Annotated in this window: 21 protein-coding genes; 10 read left to right on the top strand and 11 right to left on the bottom strand. The window is 73.5% G+C overall.

Features of this window, described 5'->3' with window-relative positions; all coding sequences use genetic code 11:
* The first annotated feature begins 126 nt into the window (after positions 1–126).
* Together IEY96_RS01295 and IEY96_RS01290 are read left to right on the top strand one after the other, a co-directional pair.
* Positions 127–1,710, top strand: coding sequence for an acyl-CoA mutase large subunit family protein (locus tag IEY96_RS01295; RefSeq protein WP_189192954.1), 1,584 nt, complete (start codon positions 127–129; stop codon positions 1,708–1,710).
* A gap of 640 nt (positions 1,711–2,350) precedes the next feature.
* Positions 2,351–3,610 carry an amidohydrolase gene (locus IEY96_RS01290; RefSeq protein ID WP_148426436.1) on the top strand — a complete coding sequence of 420 codons (1,260 nt, stop codon included), beginning with the start codon at positions 2,351–2,353 and terminating at the stop codon, positions 3,608–3,610.
* Here the strand turns inward: IEY96_RS01290 and IEY96_RS01285 are convergent.
* A complete protein-coding gene (locus IEY96_RS01285; protein ID WP_189192953.1) occupies positions 3,567–4,532 on the bottom strand; it encodes a DUF4349 domain-containing protein in 966 nt (321 codons plus the stop codon). The genes IEY96_RS01290 and IEY96_RS01285 overlap by 44 nt on opposite strands.
* Before the next feature lie 122 nt (positions 4,533–4,654).
* Here IEY96_RS01285 and IEY96_RS01280 point away from each other — a divergent pair, with 122 nt between their 5' ends.
* The 4 genes from IEY96_RS01280 to IEY96_RS01265 are packed head-to-tail and all read left to right on the top strand — an operon-like array spanning position 4,655 to position 8,018.
* On the top strand, positions 4,655–5,284 hold the full coding sequence (locus IEY96_RS01280; protein ID WP_189192952.1) for an MBL fold metallo-hydrolase: 630 nt from the start codon (positions 4,655–4,657) through the stop codon (positions 5,282–5,284).
* A 6-nt stretch (positions 5,285–5,290) separates the two neighbouring features.
* Positions 5,291–6,232 (top strand): hypothetical protein, encoded by a 942-nt coding sequence (locus tag IEY96_RS01275; protein WP_189192951.1) that lies wholly within the window; start codon positions 5,291–5,293, stop codon positions 6,230–6,232.
* Between the two features lie 43 nt (positions 6,233–6,275).
* Complete coding sequence (locus IEY96_RS01270; RefSeq protein ID WP_189192950.1) at positions 6,276–7,013, top strand: SCO6745 family protein; 738 nt, start codon at positions 6,276–6,278, stop codon at positions 7,011–7,013.
* A 42-nt stretch (positions 7,014–7,055) separates the two neighbouring features.
* The gene (locus IEY96_RS01265) at positions 7,056–8,018 is read left to right on the top strand and encodes a GNAT family N-acetyltransferase (RefSeq protein ID WP_189192949.1); all 963 of its coding nucleotides are present in this window, start codon (positions 7,056–7,058) and stop codon (positions 8,016–8,018) included.
* Between the two features lie 72 nt (positions 8,019–8,090).
* Here IEY96_RS01265 and IEY96_RS01260 read toward each other — a convergent pair whose 3' ends face one another.
* Complete coding sequence (locus IEY96_RS01260; protein WP_091260426.1) at positions 8,091–8,546, bottom strand: gamma-glutamylcyclotransferase; 456 nt, start codon at positions 8,544–8,546, stop codon at positions 8,091–8,093.
* Positions 8,547–8,711: 165 nt separating this feature from the next.
* On the opposite strand from IEY96_RS01260, the gene IEY96_RS01255 reads away from it, so the two are divergent.
* Entirely contained in the window at positions 8,712–10,115 is a 1,404-nt protein-coding gene (locus tag IEY96_RS01255; protein ID WP_189192948.1) for an NAD(P)H-quinone dehydrogenase, read from the top strand.
* Here IEY96_RS01255 and IEY96_RS01250 read toward each other — a convergent pair.
* The gene (locus IEY96_RS01250) at positions 10,093–10,761 is read right to left on the bottom strand and encodes a DUF998 domain-containing protein (protein ID WP_189192947.1); all 669 of its coding nucleotides are present in this window, start codon (positions 10,759–10,761) and stop codon (positions 10,093–10,095) included. The two genes, IEY96_RS01255 and IEY96_RS01250, sit on opposite strands and share 23 nt — an antisense overlap.
* A gap of 137 nt (positions 10,762–10,898) precedes the next feature.
* Complete coding sequence (locus IEY96_RS01245; protein WP_229791336.1) at positions 10,899–11,951, bottom strand: MFS transporter; 1,053 nt, start codon at positions 11,949–11,951, stop codon at positions 10,899–10,901.
* 315 nt (positions 11,952–12,266) lie between these two features.
* Between IEY96_RS01245 and IEY96_RS01240 the strand changes: the two genes are divergently transcribed.
* Positions 12,267–12,857, top strand: coding sequence for a CGNR zinc finger domain-containing protein (locus tag IEY96_RS01240; protein ID WP_229791335.1), 591 nt, complete (start codon positions 12,267–12,269; stop codon positions 12,855–12,857).
* A gap of 12 nt (positions 12,858–12,869) precedes the next feature.
* Here the strand turns inward: IEY96_RS01240 and IEY96_RS01235 are convergent, their stop codons facing one another.
* Positions 12,870–13,502 (bottom strand): DedA family protein, encoded by a 633-nt coding sequence (locus IEY96_RS01235; protein ID WP_189192946.1) that lies wholly within the window; start codon positions 13,500–13,502, stop codon positions 12,870–12,872.
* 523 nt (positions 13,503–14,025) lie between these two features.
* Between IEY96_RS01235 and thrS the strand changes: the two genes are divergently transcribed.
* Complete coding sequence (gene thrS / locus IEY96_RS01230; RefSeq protein ID WP_189192945.1) at positions 14,026–15,243, top strand: threonine--tRNA ligase; 1,218 nt, start codon at positions 14,026–14,028, stop codon at positions 15,241–15,243.
* A gap of 46 nt (positions 15,244–15,289) precedes the next feature.
* On the opposite strand, the gene IEY96_RS01225 is transcribed toward thrS, so the two are convergent.
* Genes IEY96_RS01225 through IEY96_RS01210 form a run of 4 tightly spaced genes read right to left on the bottom strand, consistent with a single transcriptional unit; the run spans position 15,290 to position 20,148 of the window.
* On the bottom strand, positions 15,290–17,407 hold the full coding sequence (locus IEY96_RS01225; RefSeq protein ID WP_189192944.1) for an ABC transporter ATP-binding protein: 2,118 nt from the start codon (positions 17,405–17,407) through the stop codon (positions 15,290–15,292).
* Positions 17,404–19,137, bottom strand: a complete 1,734-nt coding sequence (locus tag IEY96_RS01220; RefSeq protein WP_189192943.1) for an ABC transporter ATP-binding protein — start codon at positions 19,135–19,137, stop codon at positions 17,404–17,406. The genes IEY96_RS01225 and IEY96_RS01220 overlap by 4 nt, the downstream gene beginning before the upstream one ends.
* Positions 19,131–19,652 (bottom strand): MarR family winged helix-turn-helix transcriptional regulator, encoded by a 522-nt coding sequence (locus IEY96_RS01215; protein ID WP_189193570.1) that lies wholly within the window; start codon positions 19,650–19,652, stop codon positions 19,131–19,133. The genes IEY96_RS01220 and IEY96_RS01215 overlap by 7 nt, the downstream gene beginning before the upstream one ends.
* 55 nt (positions 19,653–19,707) lie before the next feature.
* Entirely contained in the window at positions 19,708–20,148 is a 441-nt protein-coding gene (locus tag IEY96_RS01210) for a DoxX-related protein (RefSeq protein WP_189192942.1), read from the bottom strand.
* 88 nt (positions 20,149–20,236) lie between these two features.
* Between IEY96_RS01210 and IEY96_RS01205 the strand changes: the two genes are divergently transcribed.
* On the top strand, positions 20,237–20,785 hold the full coding sequence (locus IEY96_RS01205; protein ID WP_189192941.1) for a TetR/AcrR family transcriptional regulator: 549 nt from the start codon (positions 20,237–20,239) through the stop codon (positions 20,783–20,785).
* Between the two features lie 45 nt (positions 20,786–20,830).
* Here IEY96_RS01205 and IEY96_RS01200 read toward each other — a convergent pair whose 3' ends face one another.
* Together IEY96_RS01200 and IEY96_RS01195 are read right to left on the bottom strand one after the other, a co-directional pair.
* Positions 20,831–22,270: a GuaB1 family IMP dehydrogenase-related protein gene (locus IEY96_RS01200; RefSeq protein ID WP_189192940.1), complete on the bottom strand. Its 1,440-nt coding sequence runs from the start codon at positions 22,268–22,270 to the stop codon at positions 20,831–20,833.
* A gap of 81 nt (positions 22,271–22,351) precedes the next feature.
* A complete protein-coding gene (locus IEY96_RS01195; protein ID WP_189192939.1) occupies positions 22,352–24,103 on the bottom strand; it encodes an acetyl/propionyl/methylcrotonyl-CoA carboxylase subunit alpha in 1,752 nt (583 codons plus the stop codon).
* Positions 24,104–24,177: the final 74 nt, after the last annotated feature.

Below are 24,177 nucleotides of genomic sequence, written 5' to 3'. Positions count from 1 at the left end.
CCGACGCGGCGGACGTTTACCTACTCGACGGTATGTGGCCAGCTACTCACCTCCGGTCGATGCCGCCGCGACGGGTGTGCGGTATCCCTCACCCAACGAACGGCGACCGCGTCCTACCATCCGGTAATGAGCGAAGCGCGGTCAAGCGAGTCGGGTTTCCCGATCAAGGGCGTCTACACGGCGGCCGACCTTCCGGAGGACCTGGACTCCCGGCTGGGCGGCCCGGGCGAGTACCCGTACACCCGCGGGGTCTACCCGACGATGTACACCTCCCGTCCGTGGACCATGCGGCAGTACGCCGGCTTCGGCACCGCCACGGAGAGCAACGCGCGCTACCACCAGCTGCTGCGCGCCGGCACCATGGGCCTCTCCGTCGCCTTCGACCTGCCCACGCAGATGGGGTACGACTCCGACGACCCGATCGCGCACGGCGAGGTGGGCAAGGTCGGCGTCGCCATCGACTCCATCGAGGACATGCGGACGCTCTTCGACGGCATCCCGCTGGACAAGGTCTCCACCTCGATGACCATCAACGCGCCCGGCTCGGTGCTGCTCCTGCTCTACCAGCTCGTGGCGGAGGAGTCCGGGGTGCCGGGTTCGGCGCTCAACGGCACCATCCAGAACGACATCCTCAAGGAGTACATCGCCCGGGGGACGTACATCTTCCCGCCGAAGCCCTCGCTGCGGCTGGTCGCCGACACCTTCGCGTACTGCCGCTCCGAGGTGCCGAAGTGGAACACGATCTCCATCTCCGGCTACCACATGGCCGAGGCCGGGGCGTCGCCCGCGCAGGAGATCGCCTTCACCCTGGCAAACGGCGTGGAGTACGTCCGGGCGGCGCTCGCCGCCGGGTTGGCCGTGGACGACTTCGCGCCCCGGCTGTCGTTCTTCTTCGTGGCCCGCACCACGCTGCTGGAGGAGGTCGCCAAGTTCCGGGCGGCCCGGCGCATCTGGGCCCGGCTGATGCGCGACGAGTTCGGGGCGAAGGACCCGAAGTCGATGATGCTGCGGTTCCACACCCAGACCGCGGGCGTGCAGCTCACCGCCCAGCAGCCGGAGGTGAACCTGGTCCGGGTGGCGGTGCAGGGCCTCGGCGCGGTGCTGGGCGGCACCCAGTCGCTGCACACCAACAGCTTCGACGAGGCGATCGCGCTGCCCACCGAGAAGGCGGCCCGGCTGGCCCTGCGTACGCAGCAGGTGCTGGCGTACGAGACGGACCTGACCGCCACCGTCGACCCGTTCGCCGGGTCCTACGTGGTGGAGGCGATGACCGCCGAGTTGGAGACGGCGGCCGACGAGCTGATGCACCGGGTCTTCGACCACGGTTCGGCGGTGGACGCCATCGAGGCCGGCTTCCAGAAGCGGGAGATCGAGCAGTCGGCGTACCGGATCGCCCAGGAGATCGACTCGGGCGAGCGGGTGGTGGTCGGGCTCAACCGGTTCCAGATCGACGAGGAGGAGCCGTACGAGCCGCTGCGGGTGGACCCGACGATCGAGGTCGGCCAGGCGGAGCGGCTGGCCAAGCTGCGCGCGCAGCGGGACTCCGGCGCCGTCGAGCGTGCCCTGGCCGAGCTGCGGGCCGCGGCCGAGGGCAACGCCAACGTGCTCTACCCGATGAAGGACGCGCTGCGCGCCCGGGCCACCGTCGGCGAGGTGTGCGGAACGCTGCGCGACGTGTGGGGGATCTACCGGCCGAGCGACCGGTTCTGACGCGACCCGACGGCGGCCCCGCCGGCACCCACGTGGTGTCCGGCGCGGGCCGCCGTCGCGTTCCCGACCCCGGGCTGACCTGGGCGTACGCCCCCATGGCGGCGTACAGTCGATGGTCTCCCCGCACGCGGCGGGGGCGGTGACGGCTCGGTGCGGATCCTCCCCGGGCGACGCCGCCCGGGCGCCGCTCCCGGGTCGTCGGGCAGCGTGGCCGGAGCCGGCATGCGTGTGCGGATCGGGAATGCGGGTAACCCGCTCGGGTGAACCGGACGGACAGCCTGTGCGGTCGTACTCCGGACCGGCATGTCACGGTCGGGAGTCGTCTGACAGCCGACCGTTGTCACGCAATTGTCGGAGCGGCAGTTAATTGCCGCGACTAATGCGACAATTCGGAACGACGACCGGGATTTGGTGACCGATGAATCGGTTACGCGTTGTAGGAGGTGTGGGGCAGATGACGGCGTTCGACCGCGATCTACCTGCTGTCCCGCAGATATTCGGGCCCTCTCACCAGGGCATTCGTGACGCTGCGCGGTCCGACCGCTACGCGAAAGATGTTGCGCAGCGTCACCGCCGGAGGTCTAGGCTGTCTGCTGTTCTCCCCGATGATCCATCCATCTCTAGTGATCGAGAATTCGACGTGACGAGTGCGTTGACGCTGCCGTCGGGCAGCCCGCTGGCGTCGTCCTGGCCGGAGGCGCCGACCGGGTCCCAGCCCCTGCCATTCGAGCTCGACCATCTGCTCGCGCTGCGGGTACCCGGCCTCATCGCGACCCGCCGTCACATCCACTCCCACCCGGAGCTGTCGGGCGAGGAGTTCGAGACGGCCGCCCTGGTCCACCGCGAGCTCTCCCTCGCCGGGCTGAGCCCGCGCCTGCTGCCGAAGGGCAACGGGGTCATCTGCGACATCGACGGGCGCCCGGACGGCCCGGTGATCGCGCTCCGCGCCGACATCGACGCGCTGCCGCTGAGCGACCCGAAGGACGTGCCGTACCGGTCCACGGTGGACGGCGTCTGCCACGCCTGCGGGCACGACGTGCACACCAGCGTGATGCTCGGCGTGGGCATGCTGCTCGCCCAGCTCGCCGACCTCGGCCAGCTCGACGGCCGGGTGCGCCTCATCTTCCAGCCCGCCGAGGAGATCCTGCCCTGCGGCTCGCTGGAGGTCATCGAGGCCGGCGGCCTGGACGACGTGGTGCAGATCTTCGCCGTGCACTGCGACCCGAACCTGCCGGTCGGCAAGGTCGGCCTGCGGGTCGGCCCGATCACCGCCGCCGCCGACAACGTCACCGTGCGGCTCACCGGCCCCGGCGGGCACACCGCCCGCCCGCACCTGACCGTCGACCTGGTCGACGCGCTCGGCCGGCTGGTCACCGAGGTGCCGACCCTGGTCAGCCGCCGGGTGCCGGCCAACAGCGGGCTGCTGCTGGTGTTCGGCCACGCCTCGGCCGGCACCCGCTACAACGTCATCCCCTCCGAGGCCTGCGCCGCCGGCACCCTGCGCGTGATGGACCGGGACACCTGGGACCAGGCCCCGAAGATCGTGGCTCAGGTGGTGCGGGACGTCCTCGCCCCCACCGGCGCCACCGTCGACCTGGAATACCTGCGCGGCCGGCCGCCGGTCACCAACGACGCCCGGGCCATCGGCGTGCTCACCGCCGCCACCGCAGCCGCGCTCGGCCCCGAGGGCATCGCGGAGACCCCGCAGAGCATGGGCGGCGAGGACTTCTCCTGGTACCTGGAGCACGTGCCCGGCGCGCTCGCCCGCCTCGGCGTCGGCCGGAACGGGCCCAACGTGGACCTGCACCGGGCCTCGTTCGACGTGGACGAGCGCGCCATCCCGGTCGGCGTACGCCTCATGGTCCAGACCGCGCTGCGGGCACTGGCGGCGGCCCGCTAGGCACCGGACCCGCCGGCTCCGGCAGCGCCGGACCGGCCGGCGGCGTACGGCGACCGCGCCGGCGGGCCAGGATCAGCACCAGCGCCACGGGCACGCCGATCGCCAGCGCGAACGGCAGCACCGCGCCGAGCACGGTGAGCCCCACCCGCAACGCGCCCAGGAACGCCGTCCAGCCTCCCCGCAGCCCGGCCAGGAAGCCGAGCTCCGTCTCGTCCTCGGCGGCCGCGGCCTCCGGGCCGACGAAGGTCACCGTGACGGTGGAAAGCGCGGTCAGGTCGGCGAGCCGGCGCTTCTTCGCCTCCAGCGAGGCCAGGTCCGCCTCCCGGCGGCCCACCTCGTTCTCCAGCGTGACCAGGTCGTTGATCGAGGTGGCCCGGGCCAGCAGCCGGCGGGCGCTGTCCACCCGGGCGCGCTGGGTGGCGATCCGGGCGTCCAGGTCGACGGTCTCCTCGGTCACGTCCTCGGTCCGCACCTCGCGCCGCTCCTGCTTGCCGAGCCTGGCCAGCGCCTCCAGCACGGTCGTGAACCGCTCCGCCGGCACCCGCAGGATCAGCTCGGCCCGGGCGTCCGCCGAGTCGCTGTTGCGCTGGTCGCCGCCGACGAAGCCGCCGGCCGCCGTCACGGCCGTGCTCGCCTCGCGGGCCGCCCGCTCCACGTCGTCCACCCGTACCTGGAGCGTTCCGGTGTAGATGATCGCCCGCTGGTCGACCCGCAGGTCCGCGCCGCCCGTACCGGACTGCGCCTTCTCCGGCGCGGCCTGGTCCCGGTCCGCCGCCCCACCCGCCACCGCCTGCGGCTGCTCGGCGGAGCTCGCGTTGTCGCCCCCACTGTCGCCCGCGCTGCATGCGCCGGCGCCCAACACCACCAGCAGCCCGGCCGCGGCGAGCGCCCGGCCCCGGCGGTGGCTGTCCCGTATCCTCATGTCCCCGCTCCGATCCTCCGGCGGCCCCGCTGCGGGACCGATACGTCGGACGCGACGCGATACCGCGCCGGTTCCGGCAGACTGCGCTGAGGACGTCACGATTCGATAATCGAGGAGTCACGATGCAGGTCACCAAGTACACCCACTCCTGCGTCCGGCTGGAGCACGACGGTGGAGTGCTGGTCGTGGACCCCGGTGGCTACAGCGAACCCGAGGCGCTGGACGGGGTGGACGCGGTGCTGATCACCCACGAGCACCCGGACCACGTGAACGTCGAGGCGCTGACCCGGGCGCTGGACCGGCGGCCGGTCCCGGTTTACGGTCCCGCCTCGCTCGCCGGCGCCCTCGGCGACGCGGCCGAGGCGCTGACCGTGGTCGTGCCGGGCGAGTCGTTCACCGCGGCCGGCGTGGCGGTCCGCGCGTACGGCGGCCAGCACGCCGTCATCCACCCGGACATCCCGGTCGTCCAGAACCTGGGCTACCTGTTCAACGACGTCGTCTACCACCCGGGCGACTCACTGGTCGTCCCCGACGACGTCCAGGTGGACACGCTCTTCGCGCCGATCCACGCGCCCTGGTCCAAGTTCTCCGAGGTGGTCGACTTCATCCGGGCGGTCGCCCCGCGGCGGGCCTTCGCGCTGCACGACGCGCTGCTCAACGCCAACGGCTTCGGCGTGCTCGACCGCCAGTACACCGCGCTGTCGAAGACCGAGTACCGGCGGCTGGAACCGGGCACCCGGATCGACGCCTGACCCCGCATGGCCGGTCCACCCCCCGACCTGGTCCAGCGGCTCTACGCGACGCCGCCGGACCGTTTCGTCGCGGCGCGGGACGCCGCCGTCGCCGAGGCGCGCCGGGCCGGCGACCCGAAGGGCGCCCGGGAGATCGGCAAGCTGCGCCGGCCCACCGTCGCCGCCTGGCTGGTCAACCTGCTCGCCATCCGCCGCCCGGAGCTGGTCGCCGACCTGGCGCAGCTCGCCGAGTCGCTCCGCTCCGCCCAGCGCGAACTGCGCGGCGGCCGGCTCCGCGAGCTGTCCGCGCAGCGCCGGGCCGTGGTGGGCGCGCTGGTCGCCGAGGTACGCAAGCTCGCCACCGCCGAGCCGGGCGCCCCGCCGGTCGGGAAGCTGCCGCTCGGTGAGGTGGAGGCGACGCTCAACGCGGCGCTCTCCGACACCGAGGTGGCCGAGCAGGTCCGCGCCGGCCGGCTGCTGCGGGCCACCCACTACGCCGGGTTCGGCGAGGTGCCCCGGCCGCAGCTGCGGCTGGTCACCGGCGGTGGGGAGGAGGAACCCGCCGTACCGGACCGGGCGGCCGAGCGGGCCGAGGCCCGGCGGACGCGCGACGAGCGGGCCGCCGAGCGGGCGGCCCGGGCCGAGCGGGCGAGGCGCCGCCGGGCCGTGGAACGCGAGCTGGCGAAGGCCCGCGACGAGCAGGAGCGGGCCGAGGCGGAGCTGGCCGAGGCCACCGGCGCGGAACGGGACGGCGGGGCGACGCTGGACCGGATCGAGACCGAGCTGGCCGAGCTCGAACGCCGCCGGGCCGTCGCCGAGCAGGAGCTGAGCCGGGCCAAGCTGGCCCGCCGGGGCGCGGAGCGGTCGCTCACCGCCGCCCGCCGGCGCACCGGTGAGGTGGAGGCCGCGTTGGAGGCGCTCGACGCCGAAGAGGGGGATGCCGCGGAGGGTGGTCACGGGGCAGACTGACCGTGATGGATGACCACGGTGGACGGACGGTGGGGGGCCGCCGATGACCCCGGAGCAGGTCGCCGCCGCCAGCAAGCCGCTGGTGCTGGAGCTCGGGGAGGCGTTCTCGCGCTGCCCGTCGACGCTGCGCCGGGCCCGGCTGCTCGGCATCTCCGGCTGGGCCTTCTACATCACCGGCCGGGCCGGGGCGCTCGGCGACGTCCGCGCCGAGACGGTCGCCGCCGCGCTCGGTTTCATCGCGCCGGAGGCGGTCGCCGACGGCTGGGACGCCGCCGTGCGGACCGTCCCGCCGCTGGAGGTGGCGGGCGCGAACCTGGCCGAGTGCTGCCGGTGGGGTGTGGCCACCCTGGGTGACGCCCCGGCGACGTCCCGGCTCGCCGGTCTGCTGCGCCGGGCGGTCGACGCGGCGGACGGCAGCGGGATGCCGCTCTTCGCCGCCTGGCGGGCCATGCCGGTCGACGACCCCGCGCCGGGCGCCCGGGCGGCCGTCGCGCTGCTGCTGCTCCGCGAGCACTTCGCCGGGGCGTACCTGCTGGCGGTGCGGGCCTCCGGGATGACCCCGCTGGAGGCGGTGCTGGCCGGGCCGGAGGGGGACGCCGGCGCCGCCGCGTGCGGCTGGCCGCCGCCGTACCCGCCGGTGGGACCGCTGGTGCGGCGGCGGCTCTGGGCCGAGGCGGTGACCGACCGGCTGGTCTCCCCGGCGTTCCGGGCGCTCACCCCCGGTGAGGGCGCGGAACTGCTCAACCTGCTCACCGCCGCGCGGCTGCGCCTCCGCCGATAAATGGGAAGCGCGGTCGCGGGGGCGGCTGCCAGGATCTGCCGCGTGACGCTTCCCGCCGGCTGGACCGCCCGCCGCCCCACCCTCGACGACGTGCCCGCGATCCTGGCGGTGGTGCACGCCGCCGACACCTTCGCGGTCGGCTACCCCGACTTCGACGCGGAGGACGTGCGGGACGCGCTGACCGCACCCTTCGTCGACCCGGCCCGGGACTCCTGGCTGGTCACCGACCCGGACGGCACCGCGGTGGGCTGGACCATCCTGAGCAACCCCACCGGGGTGGGCCGGGAGTTCGTCGAGGTCTACGTCGACCCCGACCGGGGCGCCGACCTGCGCGCCCCGCTGCTGGCCCGGCTGCTCGACCGGGTCGCCGAGCGGGCCGCCGAGCGCGGCCTGCCCGCCCTCACCGTCCGTACCGCCGTCTTCGCGCCGGAGACCCGCTGGGCGGAGGAGCTGGTCGCGGCCGGGTTCACCCGGATCAAGCGGTACATCCGGATGACCCGCTCGCTGGCCGACCTGCCCGCCGAGCCGGCGCCCCCGGCCGGGGTGACCGTCCGGCCGCTGCGCGCCGACGACGAGGCCGACCTGCGGCTGTTCCACCGGATCTTCGACACCGCGTTCCGGGACACCCCGGACTACGAGCCGGTCGACTTCGACCGGTGGCGCGAGGCGCTCCCCTCCTCGGGCAAGGTGTGGGACGAGTGGTTCGTGGCCGAGGTCGACGGGGAGCCGGCCGGCGCCCTCCAGTCCTCCGACCAGGCGCTCGACCAGGACATGGGCTGGGTGCGGACGCTGTCCGTGCTGCCCGCGTACCGGCGGCGCGGGGTGGGTGCGGCGCTGCTGCGCCGGGCCTTCGCCGTCTACGCGGCCAAGGGCCGGGCCGAGGCCGGTCTCGGTGTCGACCTGGCCAACCCGACCGCCCCGGTCACCCTCTACCGCTCGGTCGGGCTGGCCGACGCGCGCTGGACCGACATGTACGAGCGGAGCGTCCCCGCCGCGGGTGTGTGATACGCGACCCGCCGCGGGGTCGGCGCCCGGCCGGAGAACCCGCCGGAGCAGACTGGAGACGTGGGAGACGCGCTACGCGGACGCGGTGCCGGTGGGGCGGGACCGCAGCTCGGTGACGTAGTCGTCCGGCGCGCCCGCCTTCTCCGCCGCGTTCGCGATCTCCGACAGGTACCACGACGTCGGCAGGCCGCCCTCGTAGCCGTCGAAGACGTAGACCCAGGCGGTCACGTCCCCGTCCAGCGTCGAGACGCGGACGGTCAGCTTCCGGTACGTCCCCGAGGTCACGCCCTCGATCTCGTCGAGCTGGGCCGCGTCGTACGGGTGGATGTCGTAGAGCGCCACGAAGACCCGGTCGCCCGGCGACTCGACAACCGTGCTGACCGAGCCCTCCCAGCCGATGACGTCCTCGCCCGCGAAGGTGAGCCGCCACCCCTCCAGCCAGCCGGTACCCACCATCGGCGAATGCGGGCAGTAGGCGCGCATGCGAGCGGGGTCCAGGTTCGAGCCGTAAGCGGCGTAAAGACGCACGGCGATGACGATAGCCGGACCGACGGGTGGGGGAGAATACGACGGTGCGTGTCGAACGCGACGGGGAGAAGAAAGTCACTGTGAGCATTGGTCGGGGGCGAGCGCGGTGAGCGCGAGGAGTGCAGCGGAGCGGAGCCCCGCAGTCGCGAACGAAAGGATGGCCCTGTGAGCCAGATCGTGATCATCGGCGGGGGGCCGGCCGGCTACGAGGCGGCGCTGGTCGCCGCCCAGCTGGACGCTGAGGTCACCGTGGTCGAGGCCGAGGGGGCCGGCGGCGCCTGCGTGCTCTCCGACTGCGTGCCGTCCAAGACCTTCATCGCCAGCTCGGAGGTGGTCACGGGCTACCGGGACACCGAGGAGTTCGGCGTGCACTCCGACGGGCTGGAGGCGGTCACGGTCGACGCCCCGGCGGTGCACGAGCGGGTCAAGCGGCTCGCCCTGGCCCAGTCCGCGGACATCCACGCCAAGCTGATCAAGGCCGGGGTCGAGTTCGTCGCCGGCACCGCCCGGCTCGGCGAGGACACCCTCGGTCACACCCACCGGGTGATCGTCGCGCCGGCCGACGGTGGCGAGGAGTACTCGATCGCCGCCACCACCGTGCTGGTCGCCACCGGCGCCACCCCGCGCCAGCTCCCCACGGCCCTGCCCGACGGCGAGCGCATCCTCACCTGGCGCCAGGTGTACGACCTCCCGGAGCTGCCCGAGCACCTGATCGTGGTCGGCTCCGGCGTGACCGGCGCCGAGTTCGCCAGCGCGTACCTGGCCATGGGGGTCGCGGTCACCCTGGTCTCCAGCCGGGACCGGGTCATGCCGCACGAGGACGCCGACGCCGCCTCGGCCATCGAGCGGGTGTTCCGCAACCGGGGCATGACCATCCTCAACAACTCCCGCGCCGAGGCGGTCCGCCGGATCGGCGACGGCGTCGAGGTGGTGCTCTCCGACGGCCGGGTGGTGGCCGGCTCGCACGCGTTGATCGCGGTCGGCTCGATCCCCAACACCGCCGACCTGGGCCTCGCCGAGTACGGCGTCGAGCTGGCCCGGGGCGGCTACGTCACGGTCGACCGGGTCTCCCGGACCAACGTCCCCGGCATCTACGCGGCCGGCGACTGCACCGGGGTGCTGCCGCTGGCCAGCGTCGCCGCCATGCAGGGCCGGATCGCGATGTGGCACGCGCTCGGCGAGGCGGTCCGGCCGCTGCGGCTGCGTACCGTCGCGGCGAACGTCTTCACCGACCCGGAGCTGGCCACCGTCGGCGTCTCGCAGGACGAGGTGGACGCCGGCAAGGTCCCGGCCCGCCAGGTGATGCTGCCGCTCTCCGGCAACGCCCGGGCGAAGATGGACGACCTGGCCGACGGCTTCGTCAAGCTCTTCTGCCGGCCCGCCAGCGGGCAGGTGATCGGCGGCGTGGTGGTGGCGCCGAAGGCCAGCGAGCTGATCCTGCCGATCACCATGGCCGTCGAGAACAACCTCACCGTCAACGAGCTGGCCCAGACCATCACCATCTATCCGAGCCTGTCCGGCTCGATCACCGAGGCGGCCCGCCAGCTCATGCTCCACGAGCTGGAGTGACCTCGCGTGCCACCTCGGCGAGCTGGCGGTGTTCCCACCCCCGGGACACCGCCACGCCGCCGATGCGCCGCCCGGCCAGCGTTGCCGCGACCACCGCGAGCAGGGCCACCTCGGCGAGGATGAGCAGGCGCTCGGCGAGGCCGATGAGCACCCGGTCGCCCGGGTAGGCGGACCAGATCATCGCCGCGGCCAGCAGCAGGCTGGTCAGGGCGAGCCCGCGCAGCCAGCCGGCGGCCCGCCCGCCCAGCCGCCGGGCGAGCAGCCAGCCGGCGACCGGCAGGGCCAGGAAGGCCACCACCGAGGCGTACCGGTGCAGGTAGGCGGCGGTGTCCATGGGAAGTCCCGGCTCGTTGGTGGGCACCACCGCGGCGGCCACCAGACCGGCGGACCAGGCCACCAGCAGCGCCGCCGCGAGCCGGCCCGCGCCGGCCCGGCGCAGCGCCGGCAGCAGTACGACGGTGGCCGCCGCCAGCACCGCCATGGCCGTGTCGATGACGCCGCCCCGGTCCGAGACGGCGAAGTCGCTGACGGTCAGCGACCAGGGATTCAGGTCGTCGCTCACCTCGAGGTGACCGAGGACCGCGAGCACCGCCGCCAGGGCGATCCCGCCGAGGGCCAACAGACCACTGCTCCGGGTTCCAGGCATGCCTCAGCCTGTCGCCGGAGCCGCCCGAAACGGATCGGGGACCACCACCCACTTCGATCCCGGGGTCGCCCCCTAGATGTACCGATCGGGGACGCCCATGGCGGCGTGGGGAATCGTGGGCCGCGCGGGTGGCGGACTCAGGGCGCGGGCTGGAGCTCGTTCCGGTGACGGGTGGGTTCGGCGTCACGCAGGGCCCGGGTGGTGACCCGGGAGGCGAGCGGCAGCGCGGCGAGCACGAGTCCGAGGGCCGCGGCGATGAAGGTGGCGCGGAGCCCCAGACCGCGTCCGAGCAGGCCGCCGGCGAGGGCGCCGAGGGGGACGACACCAAGGACGACCAGGCGGTAGGCGGCGGTGACGCGGCCGAGCAGTTCGTCGGGAACCGCCGCTTGGCGCAGGGTGCTGACGACGATCTGGTTCAGCGAGGCGGCAACGGCGGCGCAGAACATGCCGGCGAGGGCCAGGGGTGTGTGGTGCCCCAGGCCGAGGATGGCGTAGCTGGCGGCCGGGACGAGGGCGGCGAGCCAGGTGGTGGGGCCGCCGCCGATGCGGGGCACGACGTGTTCGGCGAGCAGTGAGCCGGCGATCGCACCGGCGGCGGGCACGGCGACGAAGAGGCCGTAGCGCGACATGGGCAGCTGGTACGGGCCGGTGATCAGCAGGACGAGCAGCCCGCCGGTGGCCGAGCCGAAGAAGTTGATCGCCGCCGAGATGAACGCGACCCGGCGCAGCAGGTCGTGGCGCCAGAAGTGGACCCATCCGGAGCGGATGTCCTGCGTGATGGTGGTCGGGGTCGAGCGGCGGCGCGGCTGGTTCTCGCCGGTCGGGTGCAACGCGGGCAGCAGCAGAGCTGCCAGGCCGGCGAAGGCGAACGCGGCCGCGCCGGTGTAGAAGGCCGCTGATGCCGCCAGCGCGAACAACGCCGCGCCGGCGGGCGGACCGATGAAGGTGTTGATGACGGACTGGGTCGCGAACAACCGGCCGTTGGCGCGCTCGAGCTGCTCACGTGGCAGGAGGCGGGGCGGGATGGTCAGGGCGGCGTTGTCGACCAACGTCTCCGCGCAACCAGCCAGGAACACCGCGGCGTAGAGCAGTGCGACGTGGCGCCATCCGTTCGCCAGGGCCACGGCGAGCAGCGCGAAGCCGGCGGCGCGCAGCCAGTTGCCGGCGGTGAGTATCCGACGTCGGTCCACCCGGTCGGCCAGCGCGCCGGCGGGAGGGTGGCGATCAGCCAGGGCAGGAACTGCACCACCGTCATGCCCGCCACCACGAGCGGGTCACGGGTCAGCGTGGCGACGAGCAGCGGCGCCGCGGCCTGCAGCAGTCCGTCGGCGAGGTTCGAGAACGCCTGGGACGCCCACAGGGCGGTGAACGGTCTGCGTGGCGCAGCGGCAGGCACGAGCAGCCTCCTGGTGGTGTTCTCATGGGTGAAGGGCTGATCAGGCATGAGCATGCCAGTGGAGCCTTCTCACATGCAAGAATGCTTTTACCCATGAGAGGAGCTGAGGGTGAGGTTCGGCCACATCGCGGGCGACCGCATGCTCGACCTGGTGAACACCGTCGCGTGGCGCCTCGGCGGGCGCGAACGCACCGAACACCTGAGGACCTTCTCCGACGTCGTCGACTGGTGCCTCGAATCCGACCTGATCAGCGAAGAGGAGGCCGTCACCCTGCGCGATCTCGCCGGCCGGGACCACGCCCGGGCCGAGCGGGAGCGGCAACAGGTCGTCGAAGCCCGCGAGAGGGCCTACGCGACCCTCTTCGAGGACGACCACGAGGCCGCCGCGGACCTCGCCGGCATGTACCGGGCGGCGATCGCCGCAGCAGACCTGGTCCGCACGGGCGACCGCTGGCAATGGCGAGACCGGGAAACCCACCTCAGCCTGCCCCGCGATCGCATCGTCCGCGGGCTCGTGGCTCTCACCCAGCGCGACGACCTCGACCGCCTCCACCAGTGCGAAGACGTCGCGTGCGGCTGGGTCTACCTCGACACGTCACCGCGGCGGAACCGCCGCTGGTGCAACACGAAGGACTGCGGCGACCGCAACCGCGCCCGCGCCTACTACGCCCGACAGAAGGCGAAGAGCCCTCGGCCCTGATTCATTCGATCATCAGGAGGCCGCCGTCGGTTCCTCGACCGTCACCTCGGCCTCGGGGCGGGAGTGGCGGGCGCCGATCACCGTCATGGCCCAGCCCGCCGCCGCGAACCCGGCCGCCGCCGTTCCGCCGATCAGCAGCAGCCGCCACGCCGACTCGGTCAGCGCGGCGCCGCCGAGGTGGCCGACGAGCGTCCCGTACGCGGCCCAGCAGGTGGCGGCGGCGGCCTCGTACAGGACGAAGAGGCGGTACGGGTAGCGGCTGCGCCCGGCCGAGAAGCAGGCCGCCATCCGGCCACCGGGCACGAACCGGCAGAGCAGGATCACCAGCGGCCCGGGTTCGCGCAGGCCACGGGTGACCCGGGCGGCGGCCCGGCGGGCCCGTCCCGGCGTCCCGTGTCGCGGTTCGCGGCGGGTGGGCGCGGTGCGGCCCAGCACGTAGCAGGCCAGGTCGCCGGCGAAGACGCCGAGCGCGCCGACCGCGATGGTCAGCGGCAGGTTGAGCCCGCCGTAGACGGTCAGTGCCCCGCTGGTGATCATGACGACCTGGGTCGGCACCACCGGCACGAAGGCGTCGGCGACCAGCAGGGTGAGCAGCACCGCGTACGCCCACGTGGGCGACGCGACGTCAGAGATGAGTTCGGCCACGACCGCCACCTCGCCGGAGTTCCCCGTTCGACCGCACCGAGCCTGACGGCGTGTCCCGCGTCACCGTGACCTGCCCTGCCCGGCGGTGACCGGCGACACCGGCAGGCCACCGGTGTACAACGACGCAGCGCCGCCGAATGTGACGAGCCGCCACGGCGTCGCCCCCCGCGGGGGCGGGCGGCGGATCGACGATCCGCGGCGTACCGTTGTCGGCGCGCGGCTCCGGAGACGTCGGGTCCCCCGTTCCCGGCGGACGGGCCGCCGCGGGTCGCCGGCAGGTCCCGTGCCGGCGACCCGCTCCCACCGCACCGTCGCCGGGCGCGTCGCGAAATCCAGGTGCGCCAGCCGCGCCGCCGCGCGTACCGTCGCCGCATGCGCAGCGCGGTCGTGACCACGACGCCGGGTATCCCCGGCGCGCCGCACTGACGTTTCCGTCGACGAGGCCCCGGGGCGATCCGCTCCGGGGCCTCGCGGCGTTCCGGGTCTGCTCGCCTCCGGGTCGTACCCCAGCAAGGAGAGCGACATGATCGACCACCGCAGGCTCGGCCGGGACCTCGAGCTGTTCGTCTCGGATCCGCTGGCCGGCGCCGGGCTGCCGATCTGGCTGCCGGCCGGAGCGGCCGCCCGGCACGCCGTCGAGGAGTACGTGCGGGAACTGGAGCGCCGGGCCGGCTACCGGCACGTCTACTCGCCGCCGCTGGGCAAACGGGAGCTGTTCGAACTCTCCGGTCACCTCGGCTACTTCGCCGACGACATGTTCCCGCCCATGCGGCTGAGCGCCGACGACGAGTTCGTGCTGCGCCCCGCGCTCTGCCCGCACCACGCGCTGGTCTTCCGCGCCCGGGGCCGCTCCTACCGGGAGCTGCCGCTGCGGGTCGCGGAGATCGGCGGGATGTACCGGGCGGAGCGTTCCGGTGTCCTCGGCGGCCTGTCCCGGGTCCGCGCCATCTCGCTGAACGACGCGCACAACTTCTGCGCGCTGGAGCAGGTCGGCGACGAGGTACGCGAGATCCTCCGCCTGATCCGCGAGGCGCACGCCGCGCTCGGCGTCCGGCCGGCCGGGTTCCGCCTGTCGCTGCGCGGGCCGGGGGAGAAGTACGTCGGCGACGACGCCGACTGGGCGCGGGCCGAGGAGCTGCTCCGCCCCGCGCTCGACGGGGTGGACTACCACGAGGGGCCGGGCGAGGCCGCCTTCTACGGCCCGAAGATCGACATCCAGATCGTGGACGCGGCCGGCCGGGAGTCGACCATCTCCACCATCCAGCTCGACTTCGACAAGCCCGAGCGGTTCGACCTGTCGTACACCGACGCGGACGGGCACCGGAAGCGGCCGGTCATGGTGCACCGGAGCCTGGTGGGCAGCATGGAGCGGCTCTTCGCGTACCTCATCGAGGTGCACGCCGGCGCCTTCCCGGCCTGGTACGCCCCGGTGCAGCTGGTGCTGCTCCCCGTCGACGACGGCCAGGCCGACGCGGCCGTGGCGCTGGCGCGGCGGGCCGAGGCGGCCGGGCTGCGGGTCGAGGTCGACCTGGCCGGCTCGCTGGGCGCCCGGATCCGCGACGCGGCCCGCCGGAAGGTCCCGTACGTCGGGGTGCTCGGCCGCCGGGAGGCCGCCGACGGGTCGGTCGCCCTGCGCCTGCGCGACGGGCGCGGGCTCGACCCGATGCCGGCGGCCGACGCGCTGGGGCTGGTCGGCGCCGTGGTGGCCGCCCGCTCGGCCGACCTGCTCCCACCCGGCTGACGGCGGGCGTGCCGCCCCGGGCGGGTCGCCGCTCGTGGCGTCCACGTCAGCGCCCGGCCGGCGCGGCCGCCGGCTTCCCGGGGGGCGGTCCGCCGCCGGGGCCTCCGGGCGGTCCGCCGCCCGGCCTCCCGGGCGGTCCGCCCGCCGGCAGCGGCGCGGCGGCCTCCTCGTCGACGGCCGCGCCGGTGAACTGCGACCGGTAGAGCTCGGCGTACGGGCCGTTCGCCGCGACCAGCTCGTCGTGCGTGCCCTGCTCGACGATCCGGCCCTGGTCCATCATGAGGATCAGGTCGGCGTCCCGGATGGTGGAGAGCCGGTGCGCGATGACGAAGCTGGTCCGGTCGCTGCGCAGCGCCGCCATGGCCCGCTGGAGCAGCACCTCGGTGCGGGTGTCGACCGAGCTGGTCGCCTCGTCGAGGATCAGCAGCGACGGCTCGGCGAGGAACGCCCGCGCGATGGTGATGAGCTGCTTCTCGCCGGCGCTGACGTTGCTCCCCTCCTCGTCGATCACGGTGTCGTAGCCGTCGGGGAGGCTGCGCACGAACCGGTCCACGAAGGTGGCCCGGGCCGCGGCCAGGATCTCCTCCTCGGTGGCGGTCGGCCGCCCGTACGCGATGTTGTCCCGGATGGTGCCGCCGAAGAGCCAGGTGTCCTGGAGCACCATGCCGATCTTGCTGCGGAGCTCGTCGCGGCGCATGGAGCGGATGTCCACCCCGTCCAGGCTGATCCGGCCGGCGTCCAGCTCGTAGAACCGCATGATCAGGTTGACCAGGGTGGTCTTGCCGGCGCCGGTCGGGCCGACGATGGCCACGGTGTGCCCCGGCTCGGCCACCAGCGAGAGGTCGTCGATCAACGGCTTGTCGGGGTCGTAGCGGAAGGAGACGTGCTCGAACTCGACCCGGCCGGTGACCCGGGGCGGCGCGGGCCGGTCCGGGGTCTGCTCCTCGGCGTCGAGCACCTCGAACACCCGCTCGGCCGAGGCCACCCCGGACTGGAGCAGGTTGGCCATCGAGGCGATCTGGGTCAGCGGCTGGGTGAACTGCCGCGAGTACTGGATGAACGCCTGCACGTCGCCGAGGCTCATCGTCCCGGAGGCCACCCGCAGCCCGCCGACCACGGCGATCGCGACGTAGCTGAGGTTCCCGACGAACATCATGGCCGGCATGATGATCCCGGAGATGAACTGGGCACCGAAGCTGGCCCGGAACAGCTCCTCGTTCTTGGCCGCGAAGGCGGCCTGCGCCTCGCGCTGCCGGCCGAAGACCTTGACCAGCTCGTGCCCGGTGTAGGTCTCCTCGATCAGGCCGTTGAGCTCACCGGTGTGCCGCCACTGGGCGATGAACCGGCGCTGCGAGCGCTTGGCGATCTGCTGGGTGACGACCACCGACAGCGGCACCGCCACCAGGGCGACCAGGGCCAGCAGCGGCGAGATCCAGAACATCATGGCCAGCACGCCGACCACGGTGAGCAGCGCGCTGAGCAGTTGGCTGAGCGTCTGCGACAGGGTCTGCGAGATGTTGTCGATGTCGTTGGTGACCCGGCTGAGCAGCTCACCCCGGGGCTGCTTGTCGAAGTAGGGCAGCGGCAGCCGGTTGAGCTTCTCCTCCACCTCGGCGCGCAGCCGCAGCACGGTGCGCTGCACCACCCCGTTGAGCAGCCAGCCCTGCCACCACATGAGCAGGCTGGCGCCCAGGTAGAGCGCGAGCGCCAGGGTGAGGGTGCGGGCCAGCGCCGTGAAGTCGATGCCCGCCCCGGGCACCACGTCCATCCGGGCCAGCATGTCGGCGAAGTTGTCGTTGCCGGCGGCCCGGGCCGCGGCGACCGCCTGCTCCGGGGTGGTGCCGGCGGGGATCTGGCGGCCGACCACCCCGGCGAAGATGATGTCGGTGGCGTGCCCGAGGATCTTCGGACCGATCACGCTCGCCCCGACGCTGGCCACCGCCAGGGTGATGATCGCGGTCAGGGAGAACCGGTGCGGCCGGAGGCGGCCGAGCAGCCGGCGGGCGGACGGCCCGAAGTTCATCGACTTCTCCGCCGGCATGGCGGCGCCCATCCACGGCGGCCCCCCGCCGCCGCGCCGTGCGGCCGCCGCGGGCAGCCGCTGCGGCGCGCCCCCGCCGGCCTTCGGGCCGGGCGCCGGCTTCTGCCCCGGTACGGCCGTCATGCCGTCACCTCCGCCGTCTGCTGGGATGCCACGATCTCGGCGTACGTCGGGCAGGTCACCAGCAGGTCCTCATGTCGTCCCATCCCGACGACGCCCCCGTCCTCGAGCACGATGATCTGATCGGCGTCGACGATCGTGGAGACCCGCTGGGCCACGATCACCACCACCGCGTCCGCGGTGACCGGCTTCAGCGCGGCCCGCAGCCGGGCGTCCGTGCCGAGGTCGAGCGCGGAGAAGGAGTCGTCGAAGAGGTAGATCTCCGGCTGGCGGACCAGCGCGCGGGCGATGGCGAGCCGTTGCCGCTGGCCACCGGAGACGTTCGTGCCGCCCTGCGCGATCGGCGCCTCCAGCCCGCCCGGCATCTCCGCCACGAAGTCCCGGGCCTGGGCGATCTCCAGGGCCGCCCAGAGCTCGGTGTCGGTCGCGTCCGGGTTGCCGTACCGGAGGTTGCTGGCGACGGTGCCGCTGAACAGGTACGGCCGCTGTGGCACCAGACCGATCCGGCGCCACACCTCGTCCGGTTCCAGCAGCCGCACGTCCACCCCGTCGACCAGGACGGCGCCGGCGGTCGGGTCGACCAGCCGGGGGATCAGGGTGAGCAGGGTCGTCTTGCCGGCGCCGGTGGACCCGATGATGGCCGTGGTCCGGCCGGGGCTGGCCCGGAACGAGATGTCGTGCAGCACCGGCGCGCTCGCCCCCGGGTACTGGAAGGCGACGCGGCGGAACTCCAGCTCCGCGCGCCGGGTCATCGCGATCATCGGCTCGACCGGCGGCACCACCGACGACTCGGTGTCCAGCACCTCGACGATCCGTTCGGAGCAGACGGCCGCGCGCGGCACCATCATCAGCATGAAGGTGGCCATCATGACCGCCATCAGGATCTGCATCAGGTACTGCAGGAAGGCGGTGAGCGCGCCGACCTGGATCTGGCCGGAGTCGACCCGCTCCGCGCCGAACCAGAGCACCGCGACGCTGGAGACGTTGAGCACCAGCATCACCACCGGGAAGATCAGCGCCTGGAGCCGGCCGATCCGCAGCGCGGTCGCGGTCAGGTCGGTGTTCGCCACCCGGAAGCGTTCCGTCTCGTAGGGCTCGCGGACGAAGGCCCGTACCACCCGGATGCCGCTGATCTGCTCGCGCAGCACCCGGTTGACCGTGTCGATCCGGGTCTGCATGAGCCGGAAGCCCGGCACCATCCGCCGGGTGATGAGGCCCAGCGCGACCGCCAGGACCGGTACGCAGACCAGCATCAGCCAGGAGAGCCCCACGTCCTCCTGGAGCGCCATGACCACGCCGCCGACGCTCATGATCGGCGCGGCGACCAGCATGGTGCAGCTCATCAGCACGAGCATCTGCACCTGCTGCACGTCGTTGGTGTTCCGGGTGATCAGCGAGGGCGCCCCGAACCGGGCCACCTCGCGGGCGGAGAAGCGGTTGACGTGCGCGAAGATGCCGGCCCGGACGTCCCGGCCGAAGCCCATCGCGGTCTTCGCGCCGAGGTAGACGGCGACGATCGAGCAGGCGATCTGGAGCAGGCTGACGAGCAGCATCCAGCCGCCCGTACGCAGGATCTGGTCGGTGTCGCCGACGGCCACGCCGCGGTCGATGATGTCGGCGTTGAGGCTCGGCAGGTAGAGCGAAGCCATGGTGCCGACGAACTGGAAGGCCACCACCGCGGCCAGCAACCGCCGGTACGGGCGCAGGTGGGTACGGAGCAGGCGGATCAGCACGGACGGCTCCCCGATGGGTTCTCGGTGTCGGACTCGCTGTCCCGGTTCAACCGGCGAAGGTCCCCATCGGACATGCTCGTGATGATTTCCGTGAGGAACTCGCGAATCACCGCCTGCTTCGCCGGGTCCGCGTCGACCGAGGTGAGCGGCCGGTTGCTGTGGATCAGGTCGATGATGGCGAGCGCGTGCTCCCGGCCCTTGTCGGTCAGGCTGAGCTGGACGCTGCGCCGGTCGGCGGGGTCCCGGCGCCGGTCGACGAAGCCGTCCCGCTCCAGGGTGTCGACGATGCCGGTGAGGGTGGCCGGCCGGACGAAGCAGCGCTCCGCCATCTCCCGGTGGGTGCTGTCGCCCGCCCGCAGCAGGACGAGCAGCACCCGCATGCCGGCGGAGGTGAGCCCGTGGTGTTCGGCGAGGTAGCGGCCCCAGTGCTGCTCGACGACGTGCCCGGCGATGGAGATCAACCGGCCGAGCGGCGCCTGCTGGAGCGCGTCCGGGAAGCGGACGAGCGGTCCCATGTTCACGGGCGTGAGATTAGCCCCCGAACCGTAAGGCCCCAAACTATTTTCGCCGTCAGCCGAACACCACCGCCAGGGCGGCGGCGACGAAGACCACCTGGAGGGCCGTTCGGACGCCGACCGGGGTGACCGGGCGGCCGGCGAGGGTGAGTCCGCGCCGTGCGGCCGAGACGTTGGCCGGGAACATGGCCAGCATCAGCAGCGCCAGGCCGGCGGCGGCCGGCCGCGCGGTCGCCGGCAGGAGCAGCCCGAGCGCGCCGAGCAGTTCGAGCACCCCGGTCAGCGTGACCAGCAGGTCCGCCCGGGGCAGCCCCGGCGGCACCATGGCGATCAGGTCGGCGCGGCGGGACAGGAAGTGGGCCGAGGCGGTCAGCACGAACATCAGGGCCAGGCCGATCCGCAGGGCGGGGTGCCAGCCGTCGAGGGCGTCGACGCCGAGCAGGCCGGCGAGCCGGGCCACCGCGGTGCCGGCGATGAGGGCGATCAGGGGTGCCATGGGTACGCCTCCCGACGGGGGTAACTTGTCGCTGACAAGATTGGGCCACGGAGGGCTATCTTGTCAATGGCAAGTTAGAGTGGTGTGCATGACCCAGTCCCGCGCGTACCACCACGGCGACCTGCGCCGCGCCCTGCTCGACGCGGCGGTGGAGGTGATGGCGGAGTCCGGCCCGGCCGCGCTGAGCCTGCGCGACCTGGCCCGCCGGGCCGGCGTCTCGCACGCCGCCCCCGCCCACCACTTCGGCGACAAGGCGGGGCTGCTCACCGCGCTCGCCGCCCAGGGTTTCGCGCTGCTGGCCGAGGCGCTGGGCAACGCCGGCGACGAGCTGGTCGACACCGGGGTGGCGTACGTGGGGTTCGCGGTCCGGCACCGGGCCCACTTCGAGGTGATGTTCCGCCCCGACCTCTACCGGGCCGACGATCCCGAGGTGGTGGCCGCCCGGACCCGGGCCGGCGAGCTGCTGCGCACCGGCGTGGCCCGGCGCACCGGCCGGGGGCCGGACGTCGACGCGCTGGCGGCCTGGTCGATCGTGCACGGCTTCGCCACGCTCTGGCTCTCGGGCGCCCTGCCGCCCCGGGTCGGCCCCGACCCGGAGGCCGCCGCCCGCACCGTGATCAGCCGGCTCTTCCCCTGACGGCCGGGCCCCTCGTCCTCGTCGGGAGGGACCCGACCCCCGGGGTCACCAGCTCGTCGGCAGGGGCATCCCCTCGGTGTAGCCGGCGGTGCTCTGCACGCCGACCAGGGCCCGCTCGTGGAACTCGTCCAGGTTGCGGGCGCCCGCGTAGGTGAACGCGCTGCGTACCCCGGAGATGATCTCGTCGATCAGGTCCTCGACGCCCGGCCGGGTCGGGTCCAGGTACATCCGGGCCGAGGAGATGCCCTCCTCGAAGATCGCCTTCCGGGCCCGGTCGAAGGCGCTGTCCTCGGCGGTCCGCGCGCTCACCGCACGGGCCGAGGCCATGCCGAAGCTCTCCTTGTAGCGCCGGCCGTCGGCGTCGGTGTAGAGGTCGCCGGGAGACTCGTAGGTGCCGGCGAACCAGGAGCCGATCATCACGTTCGAGGCGCCCGCCGCGAGCGCCAGCGCCACGTCCCGCGGGTGGCGTACGCCGCCGTCGGCCCAGACGTGCCGGCCGAGCGAGCGGGCCGCCGCGGCGCAGTCGAGCACCGCGGAGAACTGCGGGCGGCCCACGCCGGTCATCATCCGGGTGGTGCACATGGCGCCCGGCCCGACACCGACCTTGATGATGTCGGCGCCCGCCTCGACCAGGTCCCGCACGCCGTCCGCCGTGACCACGTTGCCCGCCGCCACCGGAACCCCGGGGTCGAGCTTGCGGACCGCCCGCAGCGCCGAGATCATCCGCTCCTGGTGCCCGTGCGCGGTGTCCACCACGAGGGTGTCCACCCCGGCCTCCAGCAGGGCGGCCGCCTTGCCGGTCACGTCGCCGTTGATGCCCACCGCGGCGGCGACGCGCAGCCGGCCCCGGTCGTCGACGGCCGGCTTGTAGAGCGTGGCGCGCAGCGCGCCCGGCCGGGTCAGCACGCCGACCAGGCGTCCCTCTGCGTCCACCACCGGGGCGAGCCGCCGCCGGCCCGCCGAGAGCCGGTCGAAGCCGGTACGCGGGTCGGCGTCCGCCGGCACGGTGTGCAGCTCGGTCGACATCACGTGCCGGAGCTGGGCGAAGCGGTCCACCCCGACGGTGTCGGCCTCGGTGACCACGCCGAGCGGGCGGCCCGCCTCGTCCACCACGATCACCGCGCCGTGCGACCGCTTCGGCAGCAGGTGGATGGCGTCGCCCACGGTGTCCGTGGGGCCGAGCGTGATGGCGGTGTCGTGCACCAGGTGCCGCTGCTTGACCCAGGCGACGACGTTCGCCACCACCTCGATCGGGATGTCCTGCGGGATCACCGCGATGGCGCCGCGCCGGGCCACCGTCTCGGCCATCCGGCGGCCGGCGACCGCGGTCATGTTCGACACCACCAGCGGGATGGTGGTGCCGGTGCCATCGGCCGTGGCCAGGTCGACGTCGAGCCGGGAGCCCACCTCGGACCGGTTGGGCGCCATGAAGACGTCGTTGTAGGTCAGGTCGTGCGCGGGAACCGCGCCATGAAGGAACCGCACCCGGCCATCATTCCCGCTCGCGGCCGGTCCCGCCGCCGCTGGTGGCCCAAACCACCCCGGCCGGCGGGACCGCCGCGGACGTCAGGAGATGGTGCAGATGGACGCGCCGGCCGTGATCACGGCACCGACCTCGGCCGACAGGCCGCTGACCGTGCCGGCCTTGTGGGCGTGCAGGGGCTGCTCCATCTTCATCGCCTCCAGGACCACCACCAGGTCACCCTCGGCGACGGTGTCCCCGTCCGCTACGGCGATCTTGACGATGGTGCCCTGCATGGGCGAGGTGAGCGCGTCGCCGCTGGCCGCCGCGCCGGCCTTGGCGCCGCCGCCCCGGCGGGCCGGCTTCTTCGCGGCGGGCGCGGCTGCCGCCGTACCCGCGCCGAGGCCGGCCGGGAGGCTGACCTCCAGCCGCTTGCCGCCCACCTCGACCACGACGGTCTCGCGCTCGGCCGGGCCCTCGACGGCGCCGGCGGGGGCGGTGAAGGCCGGGACGGTGTTGTTCCATCCGGTCTCGATCCACCGGGTGTGCACGGTGAACGGCTCGGCGGTGAACGCCTCGTCGCGGACCACCAGGCGGTGGAAGGGCAGCGCCGTGGCCATGCCCTCGACGACCATCTCGTCCAGCGCGCGGCGGGCCCGCTCCAGCGCCTCGGTACGCGTCTCGCCGCTGATGATCACCTTGGCCAGCAGCGAGTCGAAGTTGCCGCCGATCACGTCGCCGGCCGAGATGCCGGTGTCCACCCGGACGCCCGGTCCGGTGGGCAGCCGCAGCGCGGTGATGGTGCCCGGGGCGGGCAGGAAGTTGCGGCCCGGGTCCTCGCCGTTGATCCGGAACTCGATGGAGTGCCCGCGCGGGGTCGGGTCCTCGGTGAACCGCAGCTTCTCGCCGTCGGCGATGCGGAACTGTTCGCGGACCAGGTCGATGCCGGCGGTCTCCTCGGTCACCGGGTGCTCGACCTGGAGCCGGGTGTTGACCTCCAGGAAGGAGATGGTGCCGTCCGCGCCGACCAGGTATTCCACCGTGCCGGCGCCGTGGTAGCCGGCCTCCCGGCAGATCGCCTTGGCGCTGTCGTGGATCTGCTTGCGCTGGGCCTCGGTGAGGAACGGCGCGGGGGCCTCCTCGACCAGCTTCTGGTGCCGGCGCTGGAGCGAGCAGTCCCGGGTGCCGACGACGATCACGTTGCCGTGCTGGTCGGCCAGCACCTGCGCCTCGACGTGGCGGGGCTGGTCGAGGTAGCGCTCGACGAAGCACTCGCCCCGGCCAAACGCGGCGACCGCCTCGCGAGTGGCCGACTCGAACAGGTGCGGGATCTCCTCCATGGTGCGGGCCACCTTGAGGCCGCGCCCGCCGCCGCCGAAGGCCGCCTTGATGGCGACCGGCAGGCCGTGGTCGATGGCGAAGGCCATCACCTCGTCGGCGTTGCCGACCGGGTCGGGGGTGCCGGGAACCAGGGGCGCGCCGGCACGCTGGGCGATGTGCCGGGCGGTCACCTTGTCGCCCAGGTCTCGGATCGCCTGCGGGGTGGGGCCGATCCAGGTCAGCCCCGCGTCGATGACGGCCTGGGCGAAGTCGGCGTTCTCGGAGAGGAAGCCGTAGCCGGGGTGCACCGCGTCGGCGCCGGCCTTCGCGGCCACGTCGATCAGCTTGTCGATCCGCAGGTAGCTGTCGGCGGCGGTGTCGCCGCCCAGGGCGTACGCCTCGTCGGCGAGGGTGGCGTGCAGGGCGTCCCGGTCGGAGTCCGCATAGACGGCGACGCTTGCCAGGCCGGCGTCGCGGCAGGCGCGGATGACGCGGACGGCGATCTCGCCGCGGTTGGCGATGAGTACCTTGCGCACCTTGGTGGCTCCTCCCGGGAGGTCGTTGCCGGGAGTGTATCGGCCGGGGATTTCGGCCCTAACGATCGCTCAGT

Source organism: Micromonospora fulviviridis (assembly GCF_014648395.1).
Lineage (GTDB): Bacteria > Actinomycetota > Actinomycetes > Mycobacteriales > Micromonosporaceae > Micromonospora > Micromonospora fulviviridis.
The sequence above is the reverse complement of the archived record's forward strand: the minus strand, read 5'-3'. Positions and strand labels throughout refer to the sequence as shown.

Coding starts and splice junctions, on each gene's coding strand:
- IEY96_RS01295 (WP_189192954.1), top strand. CDS start 127: ATGAGCGAAGCGCGGTCAAGCGAGTCGGGTTTCCCGATCAAGGGCGTC.
- IEY96_RS01285 (WP_189192953.1), bottom strand. CDS start 4,532: ATGAGGATACGGGACAGCCACCGCCGGGGCCGGGCGCTCGCCGCGGCC.
- IEY96_RS01280 (WP_189192952.1), top strand. CDS start 4,655: ATGCAGGTCACCAAGTACACCCACTCCTGCGTCCGGCTGGAGCACGAC.
- IEY96_RS01275 (WP_189192951.1), top strand. CDS start 5,291: ATGGCCGGTCCACCCCCCGACCTGGTCCAGCGGCTCTACGCGACGCCG.
- IEY96_RS01270 (WP_189192950.1), top strand. CDS start 6,276: ATGACCCCGGAGCAGGTCGCCGCCGCCAGCAAGCCGCTGGTGCTGGAG.
- IEY96_RS01250 (WP_189192947.1), bottom strand. CDS start 10,761: ATGCCTGGAACCCGGAGCAGTGGTCTGTTGGCCCTCGGCGGGATCGCC.
- thrS (WP_189192945.1), top strand. CDS start 14,026: ATGATCGACCACCGCAGGCTCGGCCGGGACCTCGAGCTGTTCGTCTCG.
- IEY96_RS01225 (WP_189192944.1), bottom strand. CDS start 17,407: ATGACGGCCGTACCGGGGCAGAAGCCGGCGCCCGGCCCGAAGGCCGGC.
- IEY96_RS01215 (WP_189193570.1), bottom strand. CDS start 19,652: ATGGGACCGCTCGTCCGCTTCCCGGACGCGCTCCAGCAGGCGCCGCTC.
- IEY96_RS01210 (WP_189192942.1), bottom strand. CDS start 20,148: ATGGCACCCCTGATCGCCCTCATCGCCGGCACCGCGGTGGCCCGGCTC.
- IEY96_RS01205 (WP_189192941.1), top strand. CDS start 20,237: ATGACCCAGTCCCGCGCGTACCACCACGGCGACCTGCGCCGCGCCCTG.